Source organism: Kribbella rubisoli (assembly GCF_004217145.1).
Classification (GTDB): domain Bacteria; phylum Actinomycetota; class Actinomycetes; order Propionibacteriales; family Kribbellaceae; genus Kribbella; species Kribbella rubisoli.
The window spans coordinates 87,464-113,350 of the sequence record NZ_SHKR01000012.1; the positions used below are offsets into that span (position 1 = coordinate 87,464).

Annotated in this window: 23 protein-coding genes and 1 pseudogene; 13 read left to right on the forward strand and 11 right to left on the reverse strand. The window is 68.0% G+C overall.

The genetic code is table 11. From position 1 onward, the window contains the following. Window positions 1–8: 8 nt before the first annotated feature. The 4 genes from purN to EV645_RS14650 are packed head-to-tail and all read left to right on the forward strand — an operon-like array spanning window position 9 to window position 4,145. Window positions 9–650 carry a phosphoribosylglycinamide formyltransferase gene (gene purN, locus EV645_RS14635; protein WP_242000418.1) on the forward strand — a complete coding sequence of 214 codons (642 nt, stop codon included), beginning with the start codon at window positions 9–11 and terminating at the stop codon, window positions 648–650. After that, window positions 647–2,203: a bifunctional phosphoribosylaminoimidazolecarboxamide formyltransferase/IMP cyclohydrolase gene (purH, locus tag EV645_RS14640; RefSeq protein WP_130444004.1), complete on the forward strand. Its 1,557-nt coding sequence runs from the start codon at window positions 647–649 to the stop codon at window positions 2,201–2,203. The genes purN and purH overlap by 4 nt, the downstream gene beginning before the upstream one ends. 59 nt (window positions 2,204–2,262) lie before the next feature. Next, entirely contained in the window at window positions 2,263–3,444 is a 1,182-nt protein-coding gene (gene fes / locus EV645_RS14645; protein WP_157997070.1) for an enterochelin esterase, read from the forward strand. A 17-nt stretch (window positions 3,445–3,461) separates the two neighbouring features. Continuing rightward, the gene (locus EV645_RS14650; RefSeq protein WP_130444008.1) at window positions 3,462–4,145 is read left to right on the forward strand and encodes a hypothetical protein; all 684 of its coding nucleotides are present in this window, start codon (window positions 3,462–3,464) and stop codon (window positions 4,143–4,145) included. On the opposite strand, the gene EV645_RS14655 is transcribed toward EV645_RS14650, so the two are convergent. The 3 genes from EV645_RS14655 to EV645_RS14665 are packed head-to-tail and all read right to left on the reverse strand — an operon-like array spanning window position 4,142 to window position 5,796. After that, window positions 4,142–4,606, reverse strand: coding sequence for a GNAT family N-acetyltransferase (locus EV645_RS14655; RefSeq protein WP_130444010.1), 465 nt, complete (start codon window positions 4,604–4,606; stop codon window positions 4,142–4,144). The two genes, EV645_RS14650 and EV645_RS14655, sit on opposite strands and share 4 nt — an antisense overlap. Before the next feature lie 25 nt (window positions 4,607–4,631). Further along, complete coding sequence (locus EV645_RS14660) at window positions 4,632–4,901, reverse strand: DUF3017 domain-containing protein (protein ID WP_130445391.1); 270 nt, start codon at window positions 4,899–4,901, stop codon at window positions 4,632–4,634. Between the two features lie 37 nt (window positions 4,902–4,938). Beyond that, window positions 4,939–5,796: a bifunctional methylenetetrahydrofolate dehydrogenase/methenyltetrahydrofolate cyclohydrolase gene (locus EV645_RS14665; protein WP_130444012.1), complete on the reverse strand. Its 858-nt coding sequence runs from the start codon at window positions 5,794–5,796 to the stop codon at window positions 4,939–4,941. A gap of 458 nt (window positions 5,797–6,254) precedes the next feature. Here EV645_RS14665 and EV645_RS14670 point away from each other — a divergent pair, with 458 nt between their 5' ends. After that, complete coding sequence (locus tag EV645_RS14670) at window positions 6,255–7,241, forward strand: pirin family protein (RefSeq protein WP_130444014.1); 987 nt, start codon at window positions 6,255–6,257, stop codon at window positions 7,239–7,241. On the opposite strand, the gene EV645_RS14675 is transcribed toward EV645_RS14670, so the two are convergent. Further along, a complete protein-coding gene (locus tag EV645_RS14675) occupies window positions 7,238–7,549 on the reverse strand; it encodes a cupin domain-containing protein (RefSeq protein ID WP_130444016.1) in 312 nt (103 codons plus the stop codon). The two genes, EV645_RS14670 and EV645_RS14675, sit on opposite strands and share 4 nt — an antisense overlap. A gap of 71 nt (window positions 7,550–7,620) precedes the next feature. Between EV645_RS14675 and EV645_RS14680 the strand changes: the two genes are divergently transcribed. Next, complete coding sequence (locus tag EV645_RS14680) at window positions 7,621–8,541, forward strand: helix-turn-helix domain-containing protein (protein WP_130444018.1); 921 nt, start codon at window positions 7,621–7,623, stop codon at window positions 8,539–8,541. Here EV645_RS14680 and EV645_RS14685 read toward each other — a convergent pair. Both EV645_RS14685 and EV645_RS14690 read right to left on the reverse strand, forming a co-directional pair. Then, complete coding sequence (locus tag EV645_RS14685; RefSeq protein WP_130444020.1) at window positions 8,529–9,167, reverse strand: phosphotransferase; 639 nt, start codon at window positions 9,165–9,167, stop codon at window positions 8,529–8,531. The two genes, EV645_RS14680 and EV645_RS14685, sit on opposite strands and share 13 nt — an antisense overlap. After that, a pseudogene (locus tag EV645_RS14690) lies at window positions 9,168–10,436 on the reverse strand (glycoside hydrolase family 18 protein). It abuts the gene before it with no gap. 110 nt (window positions 10,437–10,546) lie between these two features. On the opposite strand from EV645_RS14690, the gene EV645_RS14695 reads away from it, so the two are divergent. From EV645_RS14695 to EV645_RS14710, 4 genes are all read left to right on the forward strand, one after another. Next, window positions 10,547–11,776 (forward strand): M48 family metallopeptidase, encoded by a 1,230-nt coding sequence (locus EV645_RS14695; protein ID WP_130444022.1) that lies wholly within the window; start codon window positions 10,547–10,549, stop codon window positions 11,774–11,776. Window positions 11,777–11,832: 56 nt separating this feature from the next. Then, window positions 11,833–12,543: a transporter substrate-binding domain-containing protein gene (locus EV645_RS14700; protein ID WP_130444024.1), complete on the forward strand. Its 711-nt coding sequence runs from the start codon at window positions 11,833–11,835 to the stop codon at window positions 12,541–12,543. Window positions 12,544–12,711: 168 nt separating this feature from the next. Beyond that, window positions 12,712–16,020 carry a S8 family peptidase gene (locus EV645_RS14705; protein WP_130444026.1) on the forward strand — a complete coding sequence of 1,103 codons (3,309 nt, stop codon included), beginning with the start codon at window positions 12,712–12,714 and terminating at the stop codon, window positions 16,018–16,020. Window positions 16,021–16,090: 70 nt separating this feature from the next. Beyond that, window positions 16,091–19,327, forward strand: a complete 3,237-nt coding sequence (locus EV645_RS14710) for a S8 family peptidase (RefSeq protein WP_130444028.1) — start codon at window positions 16,091–16,093, stop codon at window positions 19,325–19,327. A gap of 79 nt (window positions 19,328–19,406) precedes the next feature. On the opposite strand, the gene EV645_RS14715 is transcribed toward EV645_RS14710, so the two are convergent. The 3 genes from EV645_RS14715 to EV645_RS14725 form a co-directional block, all read right to left on the reverse strand. Continuing rightward, a complete protein-coding gene (locus tag EV645_RS14715; protein ID WP_157997071.1) occupies window positions 19,407–20,273 on the reverse strand; it encodes an IS3 family transposase in 867 nt (288 codons plus the stop codon). After that, a complete protein-coding gene (locus EV645_RS42705; RefSeq protein ID WP_130444032.1) occupies window positions 20,270–20,758 on the reverse strand; it encodes a helix-turn-helix domain-containing protein in 489 nt (162 codons plus the stop codon). Before EV645_RS42705 ends, EV645_RS14715 begins: the two co-directional genes overlap by 4 nt. Before the next feature lie 92 nt (window positions 20,759–20,850). Beyond that, on the reverse strand, window positions 20,851–21,843 hold the full coding sequence (locus tag EV645_RS14725; protein WP_130444034.1) for a malate dehydrogenase: 993 nt from the start codon (window positions 21,841–21,843) through the stop codon (window positions 20,851–20,853). A gap of 192 nt (window positions 21,844–22,035) precedes the next feature. Between EV645_RS14725 and EV645_RS14730 the strand changes: the two genes are divergently transcribed. Then, complete coding sequence (locus EV645_RS14730; protein WP_130444036.1) at window positions 22,036–23,121, forward strand: glycerophosphodiester phosphodiesterase; 1,086 nt, start codon at window positions 22,036–22,038, stop codon at window positions 23,119–23,121. Window positions 23,122–23,137: 16 nt separating this feature from the next. After that, window positions 23,138–23,944, forward strand: a complete 807-nt coding sequence (locus tag EV645_RS14735; protein ID WP_130444038.1) for a spermidine synthase — start codon at window positions 23,138–23,140, stop codon at window positions 23,942–23,944. A gap of 29 nt (window positions 23,945–23,973) precedes the next feature. On the opposite strand, the gene EV645_RS14740 is transcribed toward EV645_RS14735, so the two are convergent. After that, window positions 23,974–24,495 (reverse strand): helix-turn-helix domain-containing protein, encoded by a 522-nt coding sequence (locus EV645_RS14740; protein WP_130444040.1) that lies wholly within the window; start codon window positions 24,493–24,495, stop codon window positions 23,974–23,976. Window positions 24,496–24,541: 46 nt separating this feature from the next. Between EV645_RS14740 and EV645_RS14745 the strand changes: the two genes are divergently transcribed. Next, complete coding sequence (locus tag EV645_RS14745; RefSeq protein WP_130444042.1) at window positions 24,542–25,393, forward strand: MOSC domain-containing protein; 852 nt, start codon at window positions 24,542–24,544, stop codon at window positions 25,391–25,393. On the opposite strand, the gene EV645_RS14750 is transcribed toward EV645_RS14745, so the two are convergent. Next, window positions 25,390–25,860 (reverse strand): lamin tail domain-containing protein, encoded by a 471-nt coding sequence (locus EV645_RS14750; protein WP_157997072.1) that lies wholly within the window; start codon window positions 25,858–25,860, stop codon window positions 25,390–25,392. The two genes, EV645_RS14745 and EV645_RS14750, sit on opposite strands and share 4 nt — an antisense overlap. Between the last annotated feature and the right edge of the window lie 27 nt (window positions 25,861–25,887).

The window sequence follows — 25,887 nt, forward strand, 5'->3', positions numbered from 1 at the left end:
TGCCCGCCGTGACTTCTGCTTCTGATCCCGCTGTGTTTCCTCACGGGCGGGCGCGCCTCGTCGTGCTCGTCTCGGGATCGGGATCGAACCTGCAGGCCTTGCTGGACGCCTGCGCGGACCCGGCGTACGGCGCTCAGGTGGTCGCCGTCGGAGCCGACCGCGAGGGGATCGTGGGGCTGGACCGGGCCGTGGCCGCCGGAGTGCCGACGTTCGTGCACAAGGTGAAGGCCTACGCCGAGCGGGCCGACTGGGACCGGGCGCTGACCTCGTCGGTCGCGGAGTACAAGCCGGACCTGGTCGTGTCCGCGGGCTTCCTGAAGCTGGTCGGCGACGACTTCCTCGAGGCGTTCGGCGACCGGTACATCAACACCCACAACGCGCTGCTGCCGGCGTTCCCGGGGATCCACGGTCCGCGGGACGCGCTGGAGTACGGCGTGAAGGTCGCCGGCGCGACGCTGTTCTTCGTGGACGGCGGCGTCGACACCGGGCCGATCATCGCGCAGGTCGTCGTACCTGTTCTCGATGACGACAGCGAAGAAGACCTGACCGAGCGGATCAAGGAGGTCGAACGCCACCAGTTGGTGGAGTGGGTCGGCCGCCTCGTCCGCGAAGGCTGGACCATCACCGGACGAAAGGTTCGACTGAAGTGAGCACCGACCGCAGGCCGATTCGCCGGGCGCTGATCAGCGTCTACGACAAGACCGGTCTGGAGGAGCTCGCTTCGGCGCTGCACGCCGCCGGGGTGCAGATCGTCTCCACCGGTTCGACCGCGGCCCGGATCGCGGCAGCCGGCGTACCGGTGACCAAGGTCGAGGAGCTGACCGGGTTCCCGGAGTGCCTGGACGGACGGGTCAAGACGCTGCACCCGATGGTGCACGCCGGCCTGCTGGCCGACGTACGGCGTGACGAGCACGTCGAGCAGCTCCGCGAGATGCGGGTCGAGCCGTTCGAGCTGCTGGTGAGCAACCTGTATCCGTTCAGCGAGACGGTCGCGTCCGGTGCTTCCGTGGACGAGTGCGTCGAGCAGATCGACATCGGCGGGCCGTCGATGGTGCGCGGTGCGGCGAAGAACCACGCGAATGTCGCGGTCGTGACGTCGCCTTCGCAGTACGCGTCGGTCTATGCGTCGCTCGAGGGCGGGTTCTCGTTGGAGGAGCGGCAGCAGTTGGCGGCCGCTGCCTTCGTGCACACGGCGGAGTACGACATCGCTGTCGCGTCGTGGATGGGGTCTGTTTTGACGGACACCTCCGAGGGGTCCGGGTTTCCCGCGTGGGTCGGGTCAGCGTGGGACAAGTCCGCCGTACTGCGGTATGGCGAGAACCCGCACCAGCCGGCGGCGCTGTACTTGAACGGCCGGGGCGGGCTGGCCGCGGCGGAGCAGCTGCACGGCAAGGAGATGTCGTACAACAACTACGTCGACGCGGATGCGGCTCGGCGTACGGCGTATGACTTCAGCGAGCCGGCGGTTGCGATCATCAAGCACGCCAACCCGTGTGGGATTGCCGTGGGCAAGGACATTGCCGAGGCGCACCGGCGGGCACACGAGTGCGACCCGGTGTCGGCGTACGGCGGTGTGATCGCGACGAACGCGCCCGTGTCGGTCGAGATGGCCAAGCAGGTCGCGGAGATCTTCACCGAGGTGCTGGTCGCGCCGGCCTTTGAGGACGGTGCGGTCGAGATCCTGCAGGGCAAGAAGAACATCCGGCTGCTTGTCGCGCCGGCGGTGTCTACTGACGAGACCGTCGAGATGCGTGCGATCAGCGGCGGATTGCTGCTGCAGCACCGCGACCGTTTCCAGGCTCCCGGTGACGACCCTGCTGCGTGGACTCTTGCTGCTGGTTCTGCTGCCTCTGAGGACGTGTTGGCCGACCTCGCCTTCGCGTGGAAGGCATGCCGCGCGGTCAAGTCGAACGCGATTCTCCTGGCTTCCGACGGCGCCTCGGTCGGCGTCGGCATGGGCCAGGTCAACCGCGTCGACTCCTGCCGCCTCGCCGTCTCCCGCGCCGGCGACCGCGCCACGGGATCCGTGGCCGCCTCCGACGCCTTCTTCCCCTTCCCCGACGGCCTAGAGGTCCTCATCGAAGGCGGCGTCAAGGCAGTAGTCCAGCCCGGCGGCTCCATCCGAGACGAAGCCGCCATCGAAGCCGCCAACAAAGCCGGCATCACCATGTACTTCACCAACACCCGCCACTTCTTCCACTAACTGGTTGTCCGTCGTCCGCTGGGGTGAGGTCTTTGGCTGGTCGGGTTGATAGTCCGCGGTTGCAGGGGCTTGAGCAGGATCGGGTTGAGGAGTTCTGGGCGGAGGTTGCCGAGCGGGGTACGCCGTTGGTTGAGGCGGTGGGGGATGGGGACGTCTGGTTGACGTTTCTTTATCGGGCTACCGACGCGGTTGGCGGCGTGTCGGTGTTCGGCGGGCCGGCGGGGTGGGATGCGCCGGGGAACCAGATGCGTCGGCTCGACGGGACTGACGTCTGGTATCTGACCGTTCGCGTCCGGGGCGACCTCCGCTGCACTTATCGGCTCGCGGTCGACGACGTGGATGAGCCGGATCTGGATTGGCGGGAGCGTACGGCGGACTGGTTTGCGGATCCGCTCAACCCCGCGACGTTCGTCTTTCCCGCGGACGAAGCTCTGGGCAGCGACGAGACCGTGGTCTCGCTGATCGAGCTGCCGGACGCGCCGAAGCAGCCGTGGATCGCGCCACGCACCGACGGACCGCGAGGCGAGCTCGTCCAGTACGCGCACCGGAGCGAGATCCTCGACAACGAGCGTCGCATCTGGGTCTACACGCCGCCCGGCTATCAACCCGACGACGAGCCGTACCCGCTGTTCGTGTTCTTCGACGGCGACACCCTGCGCGGCCCGATGCCGGTGGACACGATTCTCGACAACCTGATCGCGGACGGCCGGATTCCGTCGACGGTCGGCGTACTCATCGACAGCTTGACCCAAGAGATCCGAGACCGCGAACTTCCTTGCGGCGCACCGTTTCTCGAGTACCTCACCGACGAGCTGCTCCCCTGGGTCCGCGAGAAATACCGGATCACCACCGACCCCGCGCGCACGATCGTCGCCGGGCAGAGCCATGGCGGTCAGGCAGCGGCGTTCGCCGGCCTCCGGCGCCCGGATGTCTTCGGCAACGTGATCTCGCAGTCGGGGTCGTTCTGGTGGAGGCCGGACGACGATCCGGAGCACGAGTGGCTCACGCGCCAGTACGCCGAGTCCGAGCGCCGGCCGGTGCGCTTCTACCTCGAGGCCGGCCTGATGGAGCGCGGGCTGACCCCCGATCACGGCCCATCCATCCTGGTCGCGAACCGCCACCTGCGTACGATCCTGCGCATCAAGGGCTACGACCTCCAGTACGCCGAATACAACGGCGGCCACGACTACGCCTGCTGGCGCGGTTCCCTCGCCGACGCGCTGATCGCACTCACTCGTTGACCGCGCTAGGGGGCAGCATGCGGAGGCTGGGGGGACTGCTGGTTCTCGTGGTGGTGCTTGGGGGATGCGGGCAGGAGGTAGCGCCGCGCGCGGGAAGTACGCCCAGCTTGGGATTGCGGGCGATCGAGCCGTCTGGTGGGGCGACGCAAACCTCGCCGTACCCGACGACACCTGGATCCACGCAGCCCGCGCCGTACCCGACGACGCCCTTGCCGCGGCGGCCGGAGCTGCCGCCGGAGGCGTACCAGCGGATCAGCGTGACTCGGTTGGACGCGCCTAGCGCGGCGCTGCAGGTGCCGCCGGCGGGATATGCGCAGGTCGTCTTTGCATGCTCGTACGAGGAGTGGAGTTCTCAGTACGAGTACAACGTTCAGACGAACTACAACCCGCCCGGGCGCCACCTCCGCGGGGACAACATTGGCGATTTCCTGGGTGCGGTCAGCGCGAGTGAGGTCGGGCGAGCCCTGGGGTCGCCGGCGGATCCGGTGTCGGAGGACTGGATGGCGCGGTCGTACACCGAGGACTCCTGGCCCGAGCGGCAGCTCGTCACGGCGTACCAGGTCAAGCGCGCCAATCTCACCCGCGCCAAGGTCCTCGCCGCCCGGAACGCATACGCCAAAGGCTGCTCGGTGAAGTACACCTCGCCGCTCCTCGACGCAGTGCAGGTCAGCATCTACGCGCCATGGGACTGGAGCATTTAGAAGCGGCGGCGGTATGAGACCTGGTGGCCGTTGTCGCGGGAGTTGCCGTCGAGGGTCCAGCCGGTGGATTCGTAGAAGTGCTGACCTTGGGGGTAGTTGGCCAGGGTCCAGAGGATGGCTTCGGGGTAGCTGGCCTCGAGGGCCTGTAATGCCTTCTGCATAAGGGCTTTTCCTACACCTTGGCGCCAGTACGCCGGGTCGACCGCGATCGTGTCGAGCTCGCCCAGGCCGGGGTCGATGGGGTCACGGCTGGGGCCGATGCCGACGAGGCCTGCGATGGTGTCGTCCAGCTCGGCGACCCACCAGTTGCCGTTGGCAAGGGTTTCGGCCCAGCGGGCGATGCGGGCGTCGCTGACCTCGATGGTCGGCATCAGGTCGCCGAAGCCGTCGTTCCACGAGTCGACATAGACCTGTACGACGCGTGGCGCGTCGGCGCGGGTGGCGGAGCGGATCGTCAGCATCCGCCGAATGATTCCACGCGATGGGCTAGTTCGGAACGATGAGGCCCAGTACGGCGATGGCTACTGCCGTCAGTAGGAGGAACGTCGTGTCGAACACCCGGCTGCGGACGTGGAGCAGGCCCGCGGCGGTGTCGGTGAGGGCGGCGCGGAGGAGGCCGGCGAGGCCGACGGCGCCGGCGAAGATGAGTACGCCGTTGCGCCAGTCGTAGAACCACAGCACGACCAGGCCGGTGAGGGCGGCCAGGAGTGACAACGCTAGCGGCCATTGCCTGCGCCGCTGGGCCTCTCCTGCCATCAGCACGTCACTCTCACCTTCAGCACAGGTCCGGTGGTCACTGGGGCAGGCCCGCTTCGGCGGCTTCGACGACGTTGGTGAGGAGCATGGCCCGCGTCATGGGGCCGATACCGCCGGGCATCGGCGCGATCCAGGCTGCCTGCTCGCGGGCGGCGGGCTCGATGTCGCCGACGATCTTGCCCTCGGCGTTGCGGCTGGTGCCGACGTCGAGCAGTACGGCGCCGGGCTTGACCATGTCGGCGGTGATCAGGCCGGCGGACCCGGCCGCGGCAATCACGATGTCGCCGGTACGGACCACCGCGGCGAGGTCCTTCGTGCCGGTGTGGCACTGGGTCACGGTCGCGTTCTCGCTCCGCCGGGTGAAGAGCAGCCCCATCGGCCGGCCCGCGGTCACGCCACGCCCGACGACGACCACGTGGGCCCCGGCGATCGGTACGTCGTACCGCCGCAGGATCTCCACGCAGCCCTTCGGCGTACACGGGAGCGGGCCGTCCTGGCCGAGGACGAGCTTGCCGAGGCTCATCGGGTGCAAGCCGTCGGCGTCCTTGACGGGGTCGATCAGCCCGAGGATCGCATTGGTGTCGACGTGCTTCGGGAGCGGGAGCTGGACGATGAAGCCGGTGCATTCCGGGTTCTCGTTGAGCTCGCGGACCTTCGCGGCGATCTCGTCCTGGGTCGCGGTGTCGGGCAGCTCGACCTGGATCGAGGAGATCCCGACCGCGGCGCAGTCGCGGTGCTTGCCGGCGACGTACGCGCGGCTGCCCGGGTCGTCACCGACCAGAATCGTGCCGAGCCCGGGCACCACGCCCTGCTCGGCCAGCTTCGCGACCCGGACCTTCAGCTCGTCCTTGATCGCCGCCGCCGTCGCCTTGCCATCCAGAATCTGAGCTGTCACGCCACCAGAGTCTGCCATGCGCCGCCGAGCACCGGACCTCCACCACTCACCAACCCGGCCCCCGCGGCCGCCGCTGAGCGTGAACGGGCCCCGACGCCCGAGGTGCAGGTGGGGTTGATGAGTGGTGGAGGTCCGGATCGCCAGGCCATCACAATCGGGGCGGGGTCGCGGTGCCACGCGATGGCTCGGCCGATGCGGGCGATTGTGATGGCCTGGGGATCCTCAGGTCGTGAGCTTGTACACCGTGGTGCTCCCGACCGTGGTCGCGGTGTAGTTGGAGGTGACCCAGGACTGGATCTCGGCCGCGGCGGAGGAGCTGCCGCCGCCACCGATGACAAGTGGGACTTCGGCGTCCCTGGACGCCGGCTGGGAGGTTCCTGGGAGCCGGGAATGCCCGCGCTCTTGCCGTGGTTCGGGCAGGTAGTTTATTCTTGAACTATCAACCAGGAGGAGCCACCATGCCCGCCGTGACCGTCAGTGACATCACTGTCCTGCCCCGCATCACCCAGCCGGATCCGGCGATCGCGCACGAGCGCCCGGTGAAGTCGGTGACCTCCGCGCCGAGCGGCTACGAGGGCGAGGGCTTCCCGGTCCGGCGTGCGTTCGCCGGCGTGGACCTTCGCGACCTGGACCCGTTCATCCACATGGACCAGATGGGTGAGGTCGAGTACGCGCCGGGCGAGCCGAAGGGCACCCCGTGGCACCCGCACCGCGGCTTCGAGACCGTCACGTACATGCTCGACGGGATCATGGAGCACCAGGACTCCAACGGCGGTGGCGGCGTCATCTCCAACGGCGACACCCAGTGGATGACGGCGGGCTCAGGCCTGCTCCACATCGAGACCCCGCCGGAGCACCTGGTGCTCAGCGGCGGCCTGTTCCACGGCATCCAACTCTGGGTGAACCTGCCGAAGATCCAGAAGTGGGCCGCGCCGCGGTACCAGGACATCCGCGGCGGTGACGCCGCGCTGCTCTCCACGCAGGACGGCGGCGCGCTGATCCGTGTGATCGCCGGCTCGGTCGCCGGCCACGAAGGCCCCGGCTCGACCCACACCCCGATCACCCTCGTGCACGCGACCGTCAGCCCGGGCGCCGAGCTGGTCCTGCCCTGGCAGCCGGACTACAACGCGCTCGTCTACGTCCTCGCAGGTCAGGGCACGGTCGGCGCCGAGCGCCGGCCGTTCCGCAAGGGCCAGCTCGCCGTCTTCGGTCCGGGTGACACGATCCGCACCCAGGCCGGTACGACGCAACCGCAGGCCGAGCCGAACCTCGACGTACTGATCATCGGCGGCCGCCCGATCCGCGAGCCGATCGCGATGGCCGGCCCGTTCGTGATGAACACCCGCGCCGAGGTCGTCCAGGCCTTCGAGGACTTCCAGGCCGGCAAGCTCGGCAGCATCCCCGCGGTCCACGGCGCCCCGACGGAGCTCCGCAGTACCGACTAGCCCTCGGGATAGAACAAGAACAGCGTGCAGCCCTTAGCGGACTGCGGAACGTGGGACGACCCGGCCGGGGCGTGGATGAACGAACCGGCCGGGTAGTCGCGGGTCCCGTCGTTGAACACGCCGTCGACGACGAACACCTCCTCGGGTCCCGGATCGTGTACGTCGAGGCCTTCCCAGCACGAGCCCGGATCCATCTGCAAGACAAAGGCTTTCGCGACCTCGCCGGACCAGAGCGGTCGCAGCGTGATGCCGGGGAAGAGTTCGCGGACCGGTGCGTCGTCGACGGACGCCCACTGGTAGTTCTGCATACCTCTGATCCTTCGCATTCCGAGCGTCGCGACCCAGTGTCTGGATAGTCCCGATCAGGTACTTTCTTGCCATGCACCGAGTTGTCGCGCTGGTCAGCGCACCGCAGGCGAGCTTCGAGCTCGGCTGTGCGGCGGCCGTCTTCCGCGAGGTGCCGTACCGCTTCAGCGTCTGCACCGAGGAGCCGGGGCCGGTCCGCACTACCGAGGGTTTCGACATGGTGGTCACGTCCGGTCTGCGGGCGCTGGATCGCGCGGACACGATCGTCGTGCCGGGGTGGCTGCCGATCAATCGTGAGCCCACCAAGCAGGTTCTGCAGGCGCTCGCGAGGGCACATCGGCGGGGAGCCCGGTTGGTCAGCATCTGCTCGGGCGCCTACGTCCTCGCGGCGACCGGCTTGCTCGACGGCCGCCGGGCCGCGACGCATTGGCGGTACGCCGATGAGCTGCAGCGCCGATTCCCCGCAGTACAGGTGGATCCGGACGTGCTGTACATCGACCACGGCGACGTGGCGACGAGTGGTGGATCAGGGACCGGGATCGACCTGTGCCTGCAGCTGGTTCGACGCGATCATGGTGCTGCTCATGCCGCGCGGGTTGCGAGGCAGATGGTGATGCCGCCGCACCGCGAGGGCGGCCAGACTCAGTACCGCACCGAGGACCAAGCCCCGGTGGAGTCGTTGGGCGAACTCCTCGACTGGGCAACCGATCACCTCGCCGAGCCGCTCACCCTGCAGCACCTCGCCGGCCGCGCGAACGTTTCACCGCGGACGCTCGCGCGACGGTTCACGGATCAGCTCGGCGTTGCGCCGGGGCAGTGGTTGCTGGCGCAGCGGATCGCCAAGACCCGTGTCCTGCTGGAGGAAACGGAGCTTCCCGTCGAGACGATCGCTACCAAGGTCGGGCTGTCGTCCGCGACCAACCTGCGCAGGCGGTTCCGCGCCGCGTTGCACACGACACCGAGCGCCTATCGGCGGGCGTATCAGGGCATGTAGTCGCCGCTGTCGTCGAGCGTGATGTAGTGCTCGATGCGCGAGTCGTCCGGGTCGCCGCCGTACAGTTCGACGAAGCGGCGGGCCGCAGGGAGGCCGCCGTACTGCGGGTTCATGCCGCGCAAGCTTTTGTACATCAGGGCGAGGTCGAGGTAGCGGTCGCCGGTGCCGAGGCGGCCGAGGTCGAGGATGCCGCAGAAGCGCAGGGTGCCAGGGTCGATGAAGACGTTGGGGGCGCAATAGTCCCCGTGCGTGACGGCGTCCCCGGCGCCGTGGAAGGGTGACGGGAACGGGCAGCCGGAGAGCTGGTCGAGCGCGCGTAGTCCGTCGGCCATCGCGGCCAGGACGGCGGGGCGGTCAGCCGCCGGCCAGTCCTCGGACGCATCGCGGCCGGCGAGCTCCGTGGTCAGCAGCCAATTGTTGCCGCGGTCAACGAGCTGCGGGCACGGGAAGCCGGTCCCGTTGAGCCATGCCAGCCGGTCGGCCTCGAGGCCGGCGCCGGGACCGGCCTTGTAGTAGAGGTGGTTGGGCCCACGAGCGAGTCGAACGACTGTTGCGCCCGAGCATCCGCCGACGACCGGTTCGGCGCTGGTCGCGCCGAACCGATCTTGGAGAGTATTCAGATCCACTCAGCGAAGGTTACGGTGCAACGCCGAGATCAGCTCCCCATTTGAATCGCCGTCGAGGGACCAGATCATCGCGCCGCCGAGATCGCGGTGTGAGATGTACTGCGCCTTGCGGGCCATCTCGACCGGGTCGTCCCACGTCCAGAACGTCGTACCGTCGAACAGCCAGGCGAACCCGGCCCTGTTGTCGCGGTACACGGTGTAGTCGGACAGGTGAGCCTTGAGCAGGCGGTAGTCCTCGGTGCCTGCCTCGTACGTCGCCGGAGCCGGACCGGTCGACGGCTGGAACAGACCATGGTTCGCGTTCGTCACGCCGGTCCAGCCGTGTGAGTAGAACGGCACCCCCATCACCAGTTGGTCGCGCGGTGCGCCGCGGGACAGGTACGCGTCGATCGTGACCTGCGAGCTGAACTCCGGTGTGGTCGGATCACCCTTCGGCCCGTCGATCGCGGACTGCTGGTTGGTGAGCGTCTCCCACGGACCGTGGTAGTCGTACCCCTACGTCGTACCGAAGGTCAGGTCCTTGAACAGCTTGCGGACCTCGAACCCCTTGTCGATCATCGTCGGGTTCGCCGGCAGGAACGCGGTCAGGTCGTACTTACCGTGCCGGCCGGGCAGCTTGTCCAGCTGCTTGCGGTACTCGTGCACCAGCGCGGTGAAGTTCTGCTTGTCCTCGGGCCGGATCACGTTGCCCGGGTTGCCTTCGTTGGCCGGCCACTCCCAGTCGAGGTCGACGCCGTCGAAGATGCCCTTCGCGGCACCGGCGGGGAGACCGGGCAGGTTGCCCTTGAGCCACATGTCCAGGCACGACTTCACGTGCGCGGCCCGGGAGGCCGGCGTGAGTGCTGCGTCGGAGAAGTGCGCCGAGCCGGTCCAGCCGCCGAGCGAGATGCTGATCCGGAGCTTCGGGTACTTCTTCTTCAGCTCTTTGAACTGGTTGAGGTTGCCGTTGAGCACCTGTCCGGGCTCGTCGGCCTTGCCGTTCACACTCTGCTCGGCGCTGAATGGTCGCTGGTAGTCGGCCCACGCGTCGCTGCTGATGCAGTTCCCCTGGGCGTCGACGAAGCCGAACGCGTAGTTGATGTGGGTCAGCCGGGCCGCGGCCCCGGTCTTCACCAGATCGCTGACCAGGTAGTTCCGGTCGTACCCACTCCAGTTCGTGTAGTAGCCCACCACACGCTTGCTGTCACCGTGGGCCTCGGCAGGTACGGCGACAATCGTTGGAACGACCATCGCTGCCGCAACCAGCAGCCCCACACTCCGACGCTTCATTGCACCCCCATCGGATGAGTTGATGCGCACACAGTAGGACCGCCCCCCGACTTACACAATGACTCTGCAAAAAACTCTTGATGCCCCCTGCCGGACCGCATTCTTGCGGGATGGAAAGTTTGGTGGGGTGCCCGGACTGCGGGCGGGAACTTCCGGGGGATCGGCGGTACGCCGTCTGGTGTCAGCACTGCAGCTGGAACCTGGATGCGCCGCTCGTGGAGGCGAGCCGTGAGGTCGAGCGAGAGAGCAAACTGGCCGACGTCCTGATCAGCGGGCGGACTTCCGGACCGGAGCGCTCGCTGGGCGCTTTCCTGTTGTCGTTGCCGGTCCTGCTGGTGCCGCTGCCGGGGCTGCTCGGCGGCTTGGCTCTGCTCGTGTTCTACCGGCCGTTGCTGTTCGCCGCGCCGTTTGCGGTGATCCTCTTCGTCATCACGGCGATCTTCCGCCCACGCCTCAACCGCTTGCCCGGCAACGCCCAGGCGGTGACGAGACAACAGGCGCCTCAGCTGTACGACGTCCTCGACCGCCTCGCCGTACAGACCGGTACGCCGAAACTCGAGAGCGTCGTCGTCACCACCGACACCCGGATCGCGATCGACCGCATCGGCTGGCGGTATCGCCGGGTCTTGCGACTCGGCCTCCCGGCCTGGGCCGTGCTCAACCCTCAGGAGCGGTACGCCGTTCTCGCTCACGCCATGTACGACGACCAGCGCGGCAGCCACGATCGCGTACTCGGTGCGGCGGAGCACATCCTCGGTGAACTCGCCGCGACTGTGCGACCGGGAGCGCTCGACTCAGCCGGCGACGGGAAGCTCAAGTCGTCGGAGGGAGTGGTCGTCCTGGTCGGGCAAGGAAGTGACGACCAGGTCCTGCACAGCCGGCTTGTCCAGATCGCCAACGCGGTTCTCGGCCCACCGATCCGTGGGTACCGCCGGCTGCTGCGACGGCTCGATCTGTCCGGTCGGCAACGCCGCGAGTACCGGATCGACCGCCGGGTCGCGGAGCTCGTCGGCTCGGAGCCGACCGCGCGTTCGCTGGAGCGCCTGCTGCTCGCCGGCGCGTGCTACCGCGCGCTCGCACGCGCCGTCCGGTTCGAGCCGGGTAGCGATCCGCTCGACGTGCTGCGTCGTACGGCGGCCGAGATCCCCGACCACGAGTTGGTCCGCCTGATCCGGCTGGATCAGGCGCAGAACGGGCGTACGGACGCCGACCACCCGCCGACCTGGCAGCGGACGCGTCTGCTCCGCGCGAACCCGACACCGACGACCAGCGTGTTCGCGCCGTCGAAGGACGACGAACTGGCTGCGGCTGCTCGAGCCGCCGTCAGAGAGTACGACTGACGGGATTCGTCAATCGTCGGCCGACCCTGGCGCATCCGGCGGATAGGGTCGCGGGTATGACGACTGTGCAGGCGGATCTCGCGCCGACCGGTGTGCTGCGGGCCTCCATCAACCTCGGGAACCCGGTGCTGGCGAACGGTACGCCGGATGCGCCCGGCGGGGTGACGGTGGACATCGCGCGGGAGCTCGCGAGACGCCTCGACCTGCCTTTGGAGCTGGTGTGTTTCGACGCGGCGCGGAAGTCGTTCGAGGCGATGACGACCGGGCAGGCGGACATCTGCTTCCTCGCGATCGACCCGGCCCGCGCGGAGGAGGTCGCCTTCACCGCGCCGTACGTCGTGATCGAAGGCGTGTACGCCGTACCGCGGGATTCACAGCTCGCCACGGTCGCCGAGGTCGACGCCGACGGTGTGCGGATCGGCGTGAAGCAGGGCTCCGCGTACGACCTCTACCTGACCAGAACGTTGCAGCAGGCAACAGTTGTGCGGGGTGAGGAAGGCGTCGACGTGTTCCGGGCGGAAGGGCTGGAGGCGGCGGCCGGCATCCGGCAGCCGATCGCGGCGTACGTCGCCGAGCACCCCGACCTCCGTGTGATCGACGAGCGGTTCATGCAGATCCAGCAGGCCGTTGGCACCGCCAGGTCGAAGCACCCAGACACGGTCGCCTACCTCCACGACGTGGTCGAGGACCTCAAGGCCTCCGGCTTTATCGCCGCCTCCCTCGCCGCCTCCGGCCCGGCGGACGCCGCCGTCGCTCCGCCTGCCTGAGCTGCCTGCCCTTACGGGCAGTAGTCGGACAGGAACCTGCCGTGGCAGGTCATACAGGCAACCTTTTGGTCGGGTCCGGACATCTACCGGTGAGTGGTCGCCCGGCTCCGCTCCGTGAGGAGGCGTTGGGCGGCCCGATGTGAGGACAACGATCGGGAGGGACTCATCGTGGTATCCACACCACGGTCGAGGCGCCTCGGCCTAGCAGCCGTCGCCTCGATCGCCGCTTTGAGCCTCGGGCTCTCCGCCCCGGGCCATGCATCCGCAGTACCGCAAGCTCATCCACTCGCGGCGAAGGCCGCCAAGCCGACGGACAAGAGCGTCACGCTGATCACCGGTGACCGGATCACGCTGAAGGGCGGCGATCCGGCCAAGCCCGCGGTGCGCCCCGGCGCCGGCCGGACCAACGTCGCATTCAGCTCGTACCGGCTGCGGGACCACCTGTACGTCGTGCCGTCGGACGTCCGCGAGCAGCTGTCGACCGGCAAGCTCGACAGCCGGCTGTTCGACGTCACCGGCCTGATCAAGGACGGGTACGACGACAAGTCGAGCGCCACGCTCCCGCTGATCGTGACGTACAGCGGGAAGGCCCAGAAGCGGGCCGCGGTCCCGGGCGCGAAGGTCTCACGCCAGTTGCCCGTCATCAACGGCGCGGCGTTGCAGGTGACCAAGCCCGCACGCGTCCAGACCGGTGCCGGGATCGACAAGATCTGGCTCGACGGGAAGCGCAAGGTCACGCTTGATCAGTCGGTCCCGCAGATCGGCGCTCCGGTCGCGTGGCAGGCCGGCTACACCGGCAAGGGCATCCCGGTCGCCGTCCTCGACACCGGCATCGACAAGTCGCACCCGGACCTCGCGACCCAGGTGGTGGGGGAGAAGAACTTCACCGACGCGCCGGACGGCGACCACTTCGGCCACGGCACGCATGTGGCCTCCACGATCGCCGGTACGGCGGCCGCGTCGAACGGCAAGTACAAGGGCGTGGCGCCCGACGCGAGGCTGTACGACGGCAAGGTCTGCGACGACTTCGGCAGCTGCCCGGACTCCGCGATCCTGGCCGGCATGGAGTGGGCCGCGACCGAGGTCAAGGCGAAGGTCGTGAACCTGAGCCTGGGCGGCACCGACACCCCGGGCATCGACCCGCTCGAGGAGGCCGTGAACCGGCTGACCGCCGAGACCGGCACGCTCTTCGTGATTGCCGCCGGCAACGACGGACCGGCCGAGCGCACCATCGGCTCGCCGGGCAGCGCGGACGCCGCGCTCACCGTGGGCGCCGTCGACAAGCAGAACGGGCTGGCCGATTTCTCCAGCCGCGGACCGCGCGTCGGCGACGGAGCCGTGAAGCCGGACATCAGCGCACCCGGTGTGTCGATCGTCGCGGCCAAGGCCAAGGACTCGATCATCGGCGAGCCGGTCGGCGACGACTACCTGCGCCTCGACGGTACGTCGATGGCGACGCCGCACGTGGCCGGATCCGCCGCGATCCTGGCCCAGGAACACCCGGACTGGAAGGCCGCCGAGCTCAAGGGCGCGCTGATGGGTTCGGCCAAACCGGCCACCGACCAGACCGCGTTCGAGCAGGGCGCCGGCCGCGTGGATGTTGCCAAGGGCATCAAACAGACCGTGATCGCCGAGCCCGGCAACGTCTCGTTCGGTACGGCGGTGTGGCCGCACGACGACGACACCCCGGTCACCAAGACGCTGACGTACCGCAACCTCGGCGACCAGGCCGCCACGCTCAACCTCGCCGAATCGCTCAACGGCCCGGACGGTAGCCCGGCTCCGGCGGATGCGCTGAAGCTGAGCGCAACCTCCGTCACCGTCCCGGCCGGCGGTACGGCGTCCGTGCAGGCGACCTCGAACACCAAGCACAACGGTCCGGACGGCCCGTACTCCGGCCGCATCACCGCGACGAGTGGCGACACCACCGTCACCAACGCGATCGGTGTCGAGAAGGAACAGGAGAGCTACACCCTGACCCTGAAGGCGATCGGCCCGGACGGCAAGCCGGCTCCGGTCGACAGCGTCCTCACCGCGATGGAGCGGAACTTCTTCCAGTTCCTCGGTGACGGCAACGACACGATCACCATGCGGCTGCTGAAGGGCGAGTACCTGGTGCAGGCGAGCCAGTTCGTCGAGCAGCCGGACGGCAGCCTCGCCAGCTACAGCCTGGTGCAGCCGTCCATCCAGCTGACCAAGGACACCACGGTGGTGTTCGACGCCCGCGCAACCAAGCAGGTCAAGGTGACCGTTCCGCAGGCCGATGCGAAGGTCGCGCTCGCCGATGTCGGGTTCGACCGGACGTCCGCCGACGGCAGCTACGGATTCGGCTACGCGGGTCTGGCGTCTGACTTCAACGCCGTCTACAGCGCCCAACTCGGTCCCGCGCTGCCGCCGGAGCAATTCACCGGTCATGTCGTGTCCCAGTGGGCAAAGCCGGACGCGGACGGCTCGTTCAACAACTCGCCGTACGTCGTAGGTCAGTTGAACACGTTCCCCGGGGTGTTCCCGACCGGATTCGTGCGTGCGGTCAAGACGAAGGACCAGGCCGTCGTCAAACAGACCACCAATGCCACGAGCGACAGGGCCATCGAGCGAGTCCTGATCGGCAACGGTCCGGGGATGAACGGCAGCTGGTCGCCGGTCCTCGACTACGGCAAGGCTCCGCTGACCACGACGCTGTACGCCGAGGGCAAGCCGGTCACCTGGCAGTTGGAGACCGACGAGATCATCCCGAGCACGGATCCGAACGACCCGTTCCCGCAGACGATCAGCCGGCTGTTGTCGCCGGTGAAGTCGTACCGGGCCGCCAAGTCGTACCGTGAGCGGTTCAACGCCGCGGCCTTCACGATGGCTCCGGATCTCGCGGCCCGCGCGCAGAACGACCTGATCGTGTCCGCCTACGGTCTGGCCGACGCTGACGGAAACAACGGCTACGGCGCCACCGACGCCGAGTCCAGCAAGCTGATCCAGGGCGGGAAGGTCGTCGCCGAGTCGCCGTACTTCGGGTATGTCGAGGCGACCGGTCTGCCCGCGGAGAAGTCGACGTACACGCTGGAATCGACGCAGACGCGGCGGTCGTTCAGCACGTTCAGCACGCGGACGGATCTGCGCTGGACGTTCTCCTCGGCTGCGACCGACGAGCAGCAGCCGCTGCCGTTGCTCGGGATCCGCTACCGGCCGACGGTGAACAGCCACAACGTGGCCGAACGCAAGCCCGTCACTGTGCTGCCTCTCGTGGTCGAGGCGCAGCCCGGCCATGCGCTGCCCAAGATCCGGAAGCTGACGATCCAGTTCTCCGGTGACGACGGCAAGACCTGGCACGACGCCGCGGTCGCGCCGACCGGGCACGGCGATTACAAGGCGATCTTCGTGACCCCGAAGACCGCCAAGAGCATCTCGCTGAAGTCCCACCTGGTCGACGGAGCCGGAGACATTACGGAACTGACCGTTATCGGCGCCTATCCGTTGAGCTGACCGTGCAACCCCGGAGACCGGTCGTCACGTTGTGAAGGTCGCGCAGACAACCGATTTCTGGGGAGGCCCTGTGAAATTCACGCACAGAGGAACGCCCGCGATCGCCGTACTGGCGGTCGCGGGTCTGGTCGCCGGTCTGGGAGGAACCGCTCACGCGGTTCCGTCCGGCCCGGCGGCCACCGCCCGTTCCGCGGGGAGCAAAGACGTCAGCGTCACGCTGATCACCGGCGACAAGGTCGTCCTGCCCGGCGGTGACCTGGCCAAGGCGACGATCGAACCGGGGGCGGGCCGGCAGCACGTCGGCTTCACCAGCTACCGGACCAAGGATCACTCGTACGTGATCCCGGCCGATGTCACCAAGGCGGTCGGTGACGGCAAGATCGACCGCCGGCTCTTCGATGTCGCCGAGCTGGTCAAGGACAAGTACGACGACGCCTCGACGAGCACGATCCCGGTGCTGACGACGTACGCCGGTACTGCGAAGCGCGCCGTGCCGGCCGGGACGAGGGTCACCCGCCAGTTGCCATCGATCGGCGGCGCGGCGATGAAGGTCAACAAGTCGGATGCCACGACGTTCATGAGCTCCGGCGGATTCACCAAGCTGTGGCTGGACGGCAAGCGGAAGGTGCTGCTGGACCAGTCGGTCCCGCAGATCGGCGGACCGGTCGCGTGGCAGGCCGGGTACACCGGCAAGGGCGTCTCGGTCGCGGTGCTCGACACCGGCATCGACGCGACCCACCCCGACCTCGCGACGCAGGTCGTGGGCGAGAAGAACTTCACCACCGAGTCCGCCGACGACCTCGTCGGTCACGGCACCCATGTCGCCTCGACCATCGCCGGCACCGGCGCTGCGTCGGACGGGAAGTACAAGGGCGTGGCGCCTGACGCCCGGATCTACGACGGCAAGGTCTGTGAGGTCTGGGGTTGCGAGGAGTCCGCGATCCTCGCCGGCATGGACTGGGCCGCGAACGACGTCAAGGCGAAGATCGTCAACCTCAGCCTCGGCGGCACGGACACCCCGGACCTCGACCCGCTCGAGGAGGCCGTGAACCGTCTGACCGCGCAGACCGGCACTCTGTTTGTTGTTGCTGCTGGCAACGAAGGGCCGGGCGACGGGACGATCGACTCACCGGGTAGCGCGGATGCGGCGCTGACGGTCGGCAACGTGACCAAGCAGGACCAGCTCAACCTGACGTCGAGCCGCGGGCCGCGGACCGGTGACAGCGCGCTCAAGCCGGACGTGACCGCGCCCGGCACGGACATCGTCGCGGCCAAGTCGAAGGACTCGACGATCGGTGAGCCGGTCGGCGACAAGTACCTGCGGCTCTCGGGTACGTCGATGGCGACGCCGCACACCGCGGGCGCGGCCGCGATCCTGCTGCAGGAACACCCGTCCTGGACGCCGGCCGAGCTGAAGGCCGCGCTGATGGGTTCGGCGAAGGTCGCCGCGGACCAGACGTCCTTCCAGCAGGGCGCGGGGCGGATCGACCTGACCACGGCGATCAAGCAGAGCGTGGTCTCCGAGCCCGGCAACGTGTCGTTCGGCAAAGCGTCGTACCCGCACACCGACGACCAGCCCATCACTCGCGAGGTGACCTACCGCAACCTCGGCGACGCGGCCGTCACGCTGTCGCTGTCGTCGGTGCTGAACGGCCCCGACGGTACGGCGGCCCCCGCCGGCGCGCTGAAGCTGAGCGCCGACTCGGTCACCGTTCCGGCCGGCGGTACGGCGTCCGTGCAGGCGACGTCGGACACCAGCCTCGGCGGCGCGGACGGCCTCTACAGCGGCCGCATCACCGCCACGGGCGGCGGCCAGACCGTCGTCGTACCGGTGGGTGTGGACAAGGAAGTCCCGACGTACACGCTGACCGTCAAACTGATCAAGCCGAACGGCGCCCCGGACCCGGACTACCCGGTGTCCGTCATCGGCGTCGACAACGACGAGAACGACATGGTTTCGCCGGACGAGAACGGCACGGTGACGCTCAGGCTGACGCAGGGCGAGTACATACTCAACCAGTTCCAGGAGTTCGAGCGCGGCACGGAGGACTGGATCTTCTTCACGCTGGTTGCGCCGAGTGTGAAGCTGACCGGGGACCAGACGGTCGTCCTCGATGCGCGGAAGGCGAAGCCGGTGACCACCTCGGTGCCGAAGGCCGACGCGGTGCAGGCCAACTCCGACATCGGGTTCGACCGGACGATCAAGGGCGGCCAGTACACGTACTCCGCCGGCGGATTCTTGTCGGGGACGATGTTCACCTACAACGCCGGTCCGAAGCTCCCCACGTCCGAGATGACCGGGCACGTCATGTCCCAATGGGGTGTGCCGGGCGCGGACGGGCTGTTCACGAACACGCCGTACCTGTACGGGATCGCGAACTTCCAGCCTGGCGACTTCCCGACCGGGTTCGACCGCTTGGTGAAGCAGTCCGACCTCGCGACCGTGGACAGCACGGTCAACAAGACGGTCGAGCCACGAGTCTTCAAGATGCTGTCCGCGGTGGGGCCGACGGGCGGCGGCGGATGGGCGAGAGTCATCCGCCTCGACCTGCCGCGGACGATCCGCTACTACGTGGACCAGACGCCGTACGGCTGGTCCGGATCGACCGAGGAGGACGTCGACGGCTCGGACCTCCCGTTCGGGAAATGGCGCATCGAGGGTGCGCCGGTGGTCTACAAGGCCGGGCGGCACTACCAGGAGCGGTGGAATGCTGCGGCGTTCGGTCCGTCGGTGTTCGCGTTCGCCCCCACCACCCGGACCGCGGACCGGATGGACATCTACCTGAACAGCCTCACCGATGCGGACGGCCACGGTGGCTACATCGACACCACGTCCGCGAGTACGACGCTGTACCGCGACGGGACCGAGATCGGAGCCACGGACGGGTTCGGCATCAGCGCTACCGGGCTGCCGGCGGGCAAGGCGTCGTACAAGCTCGTCGCGACCCGCGCGCAGGAGGTCTGGCCGTTCGCGACCCGGATCGATCTGGAGGCGACGTTCACCTCGTCGGCCGACCAGCCGAACATCCCGATCCACACGGTTGCCTTCCAGCCCGAGGTTGACGGCAACAACACGATGGTGCGCAAGCCGGTCACGGTCCTGCCCTTCACGGCCGAGGGCGTGACGACAGTGAAGGTCGAGTACTCGGGCGACGGCGGAGCGACCTGGAAGCAGGCGCCGGTCGCCGGTCACAAGGCGATCTTCCCGACGCCGGCCGGTAAGGCCGTCTCGCTGCGCTCGACGGCGACGGATGCCGCCGGGAACAGCACGACGCAAACGGTGATCATCGCGTACACCATGCGGTGAGAACAGCAGAAAGCCCCCCGGAGCAGTTGAACTGGTCCCCGAAAGTTGGACTGGTTGAGTAAGAGGTTATAGAGGGTTTCTAGGCTGCGAGGGCCTGGGTCCGGTACTGCACCGGGCTCAGGCCCTTGAGGTTTGTGGAGATGCGGTGGTTGTTGTACCAGGTGATGTAGTCGTGGAGGGCGGCGACGAACGCGCGGGTGTCGGTGTAGGTGGTGTGGTGGAAGAGTTCTTCTTTGAGGTGTCCGAACCAGTTCTCGATGACGGCGTTGTCGTGGCAGTTGGCTTTGCGAGACATCGACTGGGTCGCGCCGGCGCCGGCGAGCAGACGCTGCCAGGAGCGGTGCTGGTACTGGAACCCTTGGTCGGAGTGCACCAGCAGCGCCTGGCCGGGGCGGGGGCCGGGGTCGAGGGTGGCCAGAGCGTCGCGCAGTGAGTTGTTGGTCAGGGTCAGGTTCGGTGAGTTGCCGATTGTGTAGGCGATGATCTGGTGGTCGAACAGGTCCATCACCGGCGACAGGTAGAGCTTGCGGTCCCCGAGGCGGAACTCGGTGACGTCGGTGACCCATTTCTGATTCGGCGCCTCGGCGTCGAACTTGCGGTCGAGCACGTTCGGTGCCGTCTTGCCGACCTCACCGCGATAGGAAACGTAACGACGCCGGCGCCGAACCGGGCAGTGCAGCCCGAGCTGCCGCATCAGTTTCAGCACGGTCTTCTTCGCCACCCGCCAGCCCTGTCGAGCCAGCACGGCGTGAACACGGCGGTGTCCGTAGCGGTGTTTGGCCTGATCAAAGGCGGTTTTAACCGCCGACTTGAGCTCGGCCTGCGGATCGGACCGTCTCAGTCGGGCTTGGTGGTAGAAGAACGTCGAGCGGGCCAGACCCGCGATACCCAGCAACAAGTCCAGGCAGTGTTCAGCCTTGAGAGAGATGACGGCCCGGACCTTCACCGCCGTTCTTGCTGCTCCCTCAAGGCCTTCAATTTTCCCAGATAGGCCACCTTCGCCTTCAGCAGCTCGTTCTCCCGACGCAGCCGCTCCAGCTCCGACTCCGGCGGTGCTGACTCAGGGTCCTTTCGTGGCCGGCCTTTCGGTTTCGGCCGCAGCCCATCAGCACCCTCCTGGCGATACCTACGGGCCCACGTCTTCACCAGTTTCGGCGAGGACAACTCGTGCTCGGCCGCCAGCTCCGTGGCCGGCTCACCGGCGAGGAACCGCTCGACCACGGCCAGCTTGAACTCGAACGAGAATGCCCGCTTGCCTGGTTGGGCCACCAGCGCTCCCTTGCCATGGATCCGCCACCGCTGATACAGCAGCTTGACCGGGTCAGGCGCGGCCACCAGCCGCGTCGCCACAGCCCACGAGCCCATCCCCTCCTCGAACAAACCTAGCGCCAGCACCCGCTGCGCCTCGGTCAGCGAACTACGTCGATCCATACGAAAGCTCCCCAGGAGTTGGAACTGAAATTCTCAGTCCAACTTCTGGGGAGCTGTTCACGTCCTGGGGGCTTTCTGCTTGCTCGCGAAGGTCAGCCGATCAGGCCGAGGGCCTTCACCGCGTCGCGCTCCTCGCCGAGTTCGGCGACCGAGGCGTCGATCTTGCCGCGGGAGAAGTCGTTGATCTCCAGGCCCTGCACGATCTCCCAGTTGGCGTCCTTGACGGTCACCGGGAACGACGAGATCAGGCCCTCCGCGACGCCGTACGAGCCGTCGGAGACGACAGCCATCGACAGCCAGTCGCCGTCGGCCGAGCCGGCCAGCCAGTCGCGGGTGTGGTCGATGGTGGCGGCCGCGGCGGAGGCGGCCGAGGACGCGCCCCGGGCCTCGATGATCGCGGCGCCGCGCTTCTGCACGGTCGGGAGGAAGTCGTTCTCCAGCCAGGCCTGGTCGTTGACGACCTCGGCCGCGTTCTTGCCGGCCACCTCGGCGTGGAAGATGTCCGGGTACTGCGTCGCGGAGTGGTTGCCCCAGATCGTCAGCCTCTTCAGATCGGTGACGTGCACGCCGGTCTTCTTGGCCAGCTGCGCCAGCGCCCGGTTGTGGTCGAGCCGGGTCAGCGCGGAGAACCGCTCGGCCGGGATGTCCGGCGCGTTGCTCTTCGCGATCAGCGCGTTCGTGTTGGCCGGGTTGCCGGTGACGGTGATCCGGACGTCGTCGGCGGCGTGGTCGTTCAGCGCCTTGCCCTGGACGGTGAAGATCGCGCCGTTGGCCTCGAGCAGGTCACCGCGCTCCATACCCTTGGTCCGCGGCCGCGCACCCACCAGCAGCGCGACGTTGACGCCGTCGAAGACCACGTTCGGGTCGTCGCCGATCTCGATCCCGGCCAGCGCCGGGAACGCGGAGTCCTCGAGCTCCATCACGACGCCCTCAAGTGCCTTCAGCGCCGGGGTGATCTCGAGCAGCCGCAGCTCCACCGGGGTGTCCGGCCCGAGCAGGGCCCCGCTCGCGATCCGGAACAGCAGGCTGTATCCGATATTCCCCGCGGCCCCGGTAACGGCCACCTTCACCGGTGTAGTGCTCACGACACGCTCCTAGAAACTCATTGTTGGTGTGCTTCGGACGCTAGCAAGCCCGGCGTCCGGTACCAACGCTGGGGGCGACCGAATAGCTCACATCCCAATACATCATTCACCGATCGGTCATCCGGCGTACGTCACGCCGCCGTCGCTGTGTCCGAGGGTGGCGCAAAGTCCCTGATGTGTAAGGAGTAACCCATGAAGCGATTGGTGCCGGTCGCTGTTTCGGCGATTGCGGTGGTCGCGTCGGTCCTCGTCCCGCAGACCGTCGAGGCGACCAAGCACGACGACTTCGTCATCGTCGGCCACCGGGGCGCGTCCGGCTACCGGCCCGAGCACACGCTGGCGTCGTACGAGCTGGCCGCACGGATGGGTGCCGACTACATCGAGCCCGACCTGGTCACCACCAAGGACCACGTGCTGGTCACCCGGCACGAGCCCGAGATCGGCGGTACGACGGACGTCGCGAACCACCCGGAGTTCAACGACCGCAAGAAGACCAAGCTGCTCGACGGAGTCGCGGTCACCGGCTGGTTCACGGAGGACTTCACGCTGGCCGAGCTGAAGGCGCTACGCGCCAAGGAGCGGATTCCCGCGACCCGTCAGCACAACACGGTGTTCGACGGGCACTACCAGATCCCGACCTTCCAGGAAGTGATCGACCTCAGCAAGCGGCTGTCCAAGGAGCTCGGCCGCCCGATCGGCATCTACCCCGAGACCAAGCACCCGACGTACTTCCGGCAGCAAGGCCTGCCGCTCGAGCCGGAGCTCGTCCGGACGCTGAACCGCAACGGCCTGAACAAGAAGGACGCGAAGGTGTTCGTGCAGTCCTTCGAGGTCTCCAACCTGAAAGCACTGGACAACGAGCTCCGGGTCCCGCTGGTGCAGCTGACCAGCTCGGTCGGCGCGCCGTACGACTTCGTGGCCTCCGGCGACAAGCGCACGTACGCCGACATCGTCAGCGCGAAGGGTCTGCGCGAGGTCGCGACGTACGCCGACGGTGTCGGGCCGAGCAAGGACCAGATCATCCCGCTGGACGCGGCCGGCAAGCTGGGCAAGCCGACCAGCCTGGTCGCCGACGCGCACAAGGCCGGCCTGGTCGTGCACCCGTACACGTTCCGGGTCGAGAACACCTTCCTGCCGGCCGACTTCGACAGCTCGGCCAGTCCGAACGACTCGGGCAACCTGTTCGGCGAGATCGCGGCGTACCGCAAGGCCGGGATCGACGGGCTGTTCACCGACAACACCGATATCGCGGTGGCCGAGGAGAAGGAAGCTCGCTGACTGAAATGATGGGCGGGTGGAACGGCGGACGGCCTCCGGGCTGGCGAGTGTAGAGGCGCAGCACGACGGGACATTCGTGCTGCGGATCGACGGGTCGCCGCAGTCGCAGGTCGATCTGGCCGATCCCACCCACCTGCCGTTCGAGTACATGCGCCGGATCGGCGACGTCGTGGACGCGATCGCGCCGCGACGTCAGCCGGTCGCGGTGCTGCACGTCGGCGGGGCCGCGTTGAGCATCCCGCGGTACGTCGCCGTCACCCGACCGCGGTCCCGGCAGATCGTGCTCGAGCCGGACGAGGACCTGACCGAGTTCGTCCGCGAGGCGCTTCCGCTGCCGAAACGGACGGGCATCAAGGTGCGGCCGGTCACGGGCCGGGCCGGCATCGGCGAGGTGTACGACGACTCGATGGACGTGGTGATCCTGGACGCGTTCGAGCATGAGGCGGTGCCGGCGAATCTGGTGACGGCGGAGTTCTTCGCGGAGTGCGCCCGGGTCCTGCGGCCGACCGGCGTACTGGTGGCGAATCTGATCGACGGGAAGGCCGGGTTGCCGTTCATCCGGCGTACTGCGGCGACCGTGCGAGCGGCGATCGGGGCCGGGGTGGTGCTCGCGGAGCGGAAGATCCTGCGTGGCAAGGGATTCGGGAACGTCATCATGGTCGCGTCACGGCAGCCCGTTCCCGCAATGACCGATGCGGGGCGGCGCGCCCAACCGCCGTACGACGTGATGGCGCTCGACGAGCTGGCCGGCAAGGCCGCACCCCTGACGGATGCGGAAGCCTACGTCCCGCCACGAGCCCCAGCCTCGGTCTTCCGCAGTTGACCCAGGCCTCCGGCCGGAGCCGGCCGTGCCTAGGCGCTCTCGGTCAGAGGTGAGTGGTCGCGGGCGGCGCCGAGGCGCTCAACCGTGCGGGCGACTGCGGCGCGCTCAGCTGCGGTTGCGCCGACCGCTCGGACCAGCCGGTCGAGCCGGTCAGGGCTGGCCAGCCGTGCCCCTTGCAACCATGCCTGCAGCGTGGCCCTCGGGATGCCGGTGAGCCCCGCGAGCGTCCGCAACGACCGTGGTCGGGCGAGCGCTGCGACAGCGGCGCCCAGCTCTTCCAGCGTCTCGGCTTCGTCGAGTAGGCCGACGATGTCGCGGGGGTCCCGGTTTGACTGTTCCCAGCGGCGGCGCCAGACGGGCAGCAGGTCGGTGGGTACACCGCATCCGGTGAGGAATGCGGCGGCGACCTCCCAGGACGGCAGCTGTTTGGTCGCGCGGATCAGGTGTGGATGGGAGTAGTGGGCGCGGTCCGCCAATTGCCGGTAGCTCAACCCGGCGTGACGCCGTACCCGTTGCAACGCTTCCGGGAAGTCCTCCACGTGTTCAAACATAACTCAACACGTTTCAACAGATCAAGCGGCAGTTAGGCTTGACCCTGTGTCCGTCGCGAAGGTTGCCGCCCTGGCCTACTACCCGGTGAAAGGTCTCGCCGGGATTCCCGTCGACTCAGCTGAGGTCGGTCCGACCGGCCTGCTGAACGACCGGCTGTTCATGCTCGTCGAGCCGGACGGTACGTTCCTCAGCCAACGCAAGCTCCCCGCGATGGCAACCCTCCGCGCCGAGCTGGCCGGCGACACCCTCCAGCTGTCCGCCCCCGACGCACCCGATCTCGAGCTGGCGATCAAGTACGACGGCAAGCGGCGCGACGTCAGCCTGTTCGGCAAATGGTTCGGCCAGGGCGTCGTACAGGACCCGGCCGCGGATGAGTGGTTCACGGCCCGCCTCGGTACGCCGGCTGCACTGGTCCGCGTCACGCCCGAGCACGAACGGCCCGGCTGGGGTGCGCATCGCGGCCTCACCGGGTACGGCGACGCGCACGCGCTGATGATCACGTCGCTGTCGTCACTCGACGGGCTGAATGCGCGCATCGTCGAGCGCGGCGGCGAGGTGATCCCGATGAATCGCTTCCGGCCGAACATCGTCGTGTCCGGCTGGCCGGAGCCGCACACCGAGGACAAGGTCCTGCGGATGACTGCCGGCGCCGTCGAGATCGGCTACTCGGCGCGCGGCATCCGGTGTGCGGTTCCGACGGTGGATCAGCTGACCGGTGCCAAGTCAGGGCCGGAGCCGACCAGGACGCTGGCGACGTACCGGCGCGAACCGGCGTACGGCGGCGGCGTCAGCTTCGGCATCAAGGCCGCAGTACTTGCCGGAGGCACCATTCGCGTCGGCGACGAGATCGCCGTCCGGGAATGGATCCCGGACGGCACCGATCCCGCACAGGACTAGCAACCCACCCTGTAGCGGCCGGTGACGGCCTTGTAGGTGCAGGTGTCGAAGGTTTTGCCGGCCGGGGTCTGGAAGCGGGCGGTGTCGCCGGTGTTGTTCCAGACGTACCAGCTCTGGTTCCAGTAGAGCGTCAGTGCCCGGTTGCGGTTCTTGCCGGTGCGGACGATGACCGTCGACCGGCCGGGCAGCACGTAGCCGCGCGGGAACACGAACACGTGGTTGGCCACGTCGGCGACCCGGAAGCCGGACAAGTTGATCGGCCGGCTGCTGATGTTGCGGACAGTGAAGAATTCGTTGTTGATCTGGGCGTTGGTGCGGACGTCCGTGCCCGGCGGGTCGTACTGGATCCCGCTGAGTACGGCGGTGATCGCCGCGTCGGCCGTCAGCGGCGCGAAGGCCGCCGTACCGGCCAGCACCACCGCGGCCGTCGCGGCGGAAAAGAGCGTGCGGAAGCGTCGTGCGAACACAGAAAATCCCCTTCGGCAGTGGGCCGA

Excerpts from the sequence above, each read along its gene's own strand:
- EV645_RS14650 (WP_130444008.1), top strand. The coding sequence starts at position 3,462 with ATGCGGAGGCTGGGGGGACTGCTGGTTCTCGTGGTGGTGCTTGGGGGA.
- EV645_RS14655 (WP_130444010.1), bottom strand. The coding sequence starts at position 4,606 with ATGCTGACGATCCGCTCCGCCACCCGCGCCGACGCGCCACGCGTCGTA.
- EV645_RS14660 (WP_130445391.1), bottom strand. The coding sequence starts at position 4,901 with ATGGCAGGAGAGGCCCAGCGGCGCAGGCAATGGCCGCTAGCGTTGTCA.
- EV645_RS14670 (WP_130444014.1), top strand. The coding sequence starts at position 6,255 with ATGCCCGCCGTGACCGTCAGTGACATCACTGTCCTGCCCCGCATCACC.
- EV645_RS14675 (WP_130444016.1), bottom strand. The coding sequence starts at position 7,549 with ATGCAGAACTACCAGTGGGCGTCCGTCGACGACGCACCGGTCCGCGAA.
- EV645_RS14680 (WP_130444018.1), top strand. The coding sequence starts at position 7,621 with ATGCACCGAGTTGTCGCGCTGGTCAGCGCACCGCAGGCGAGCTTCGAG.
- EV645_RS14695 (WP_130444022.1), top strand. The coding sequence starts at position 10,547 with ATGGAAAGTTTGGTGGGGTGCCCGGACTGCGGGCGGGAACTTCCGGGG.
- EV645_RS14700 (WP_130444024.1), top strand. The coding sequence starts at position 11,833 with ATGACGACTGTGCAGGCGGATCTCGCGCCGACCGGTGTGCTGCGGGCC.
- EV645_RS42705 (WP_130444032.1), bottom strand. The coding sequence starts at position 20,758 with ATGGATCGACGTAGTTCGCTGACCGAGGCGCAGCGGGTGCTGGCGCTA.
- EV645_RS14730 (WP_130444036.1), top strand. The coding sequence starts at position 22,036 with ATGAAGCGATTGGTGCCGGTCGCTGTTTCGGCGATTGCGGTGGTCGCG.
- EV645_RS14740 (WP_130444040.1), bottom strand. The coding sequence starts at position 24,495 with ATGTTTGAACACGTGGAGGACTTCCCGGAAGCGTTGCAACGGGTACGG.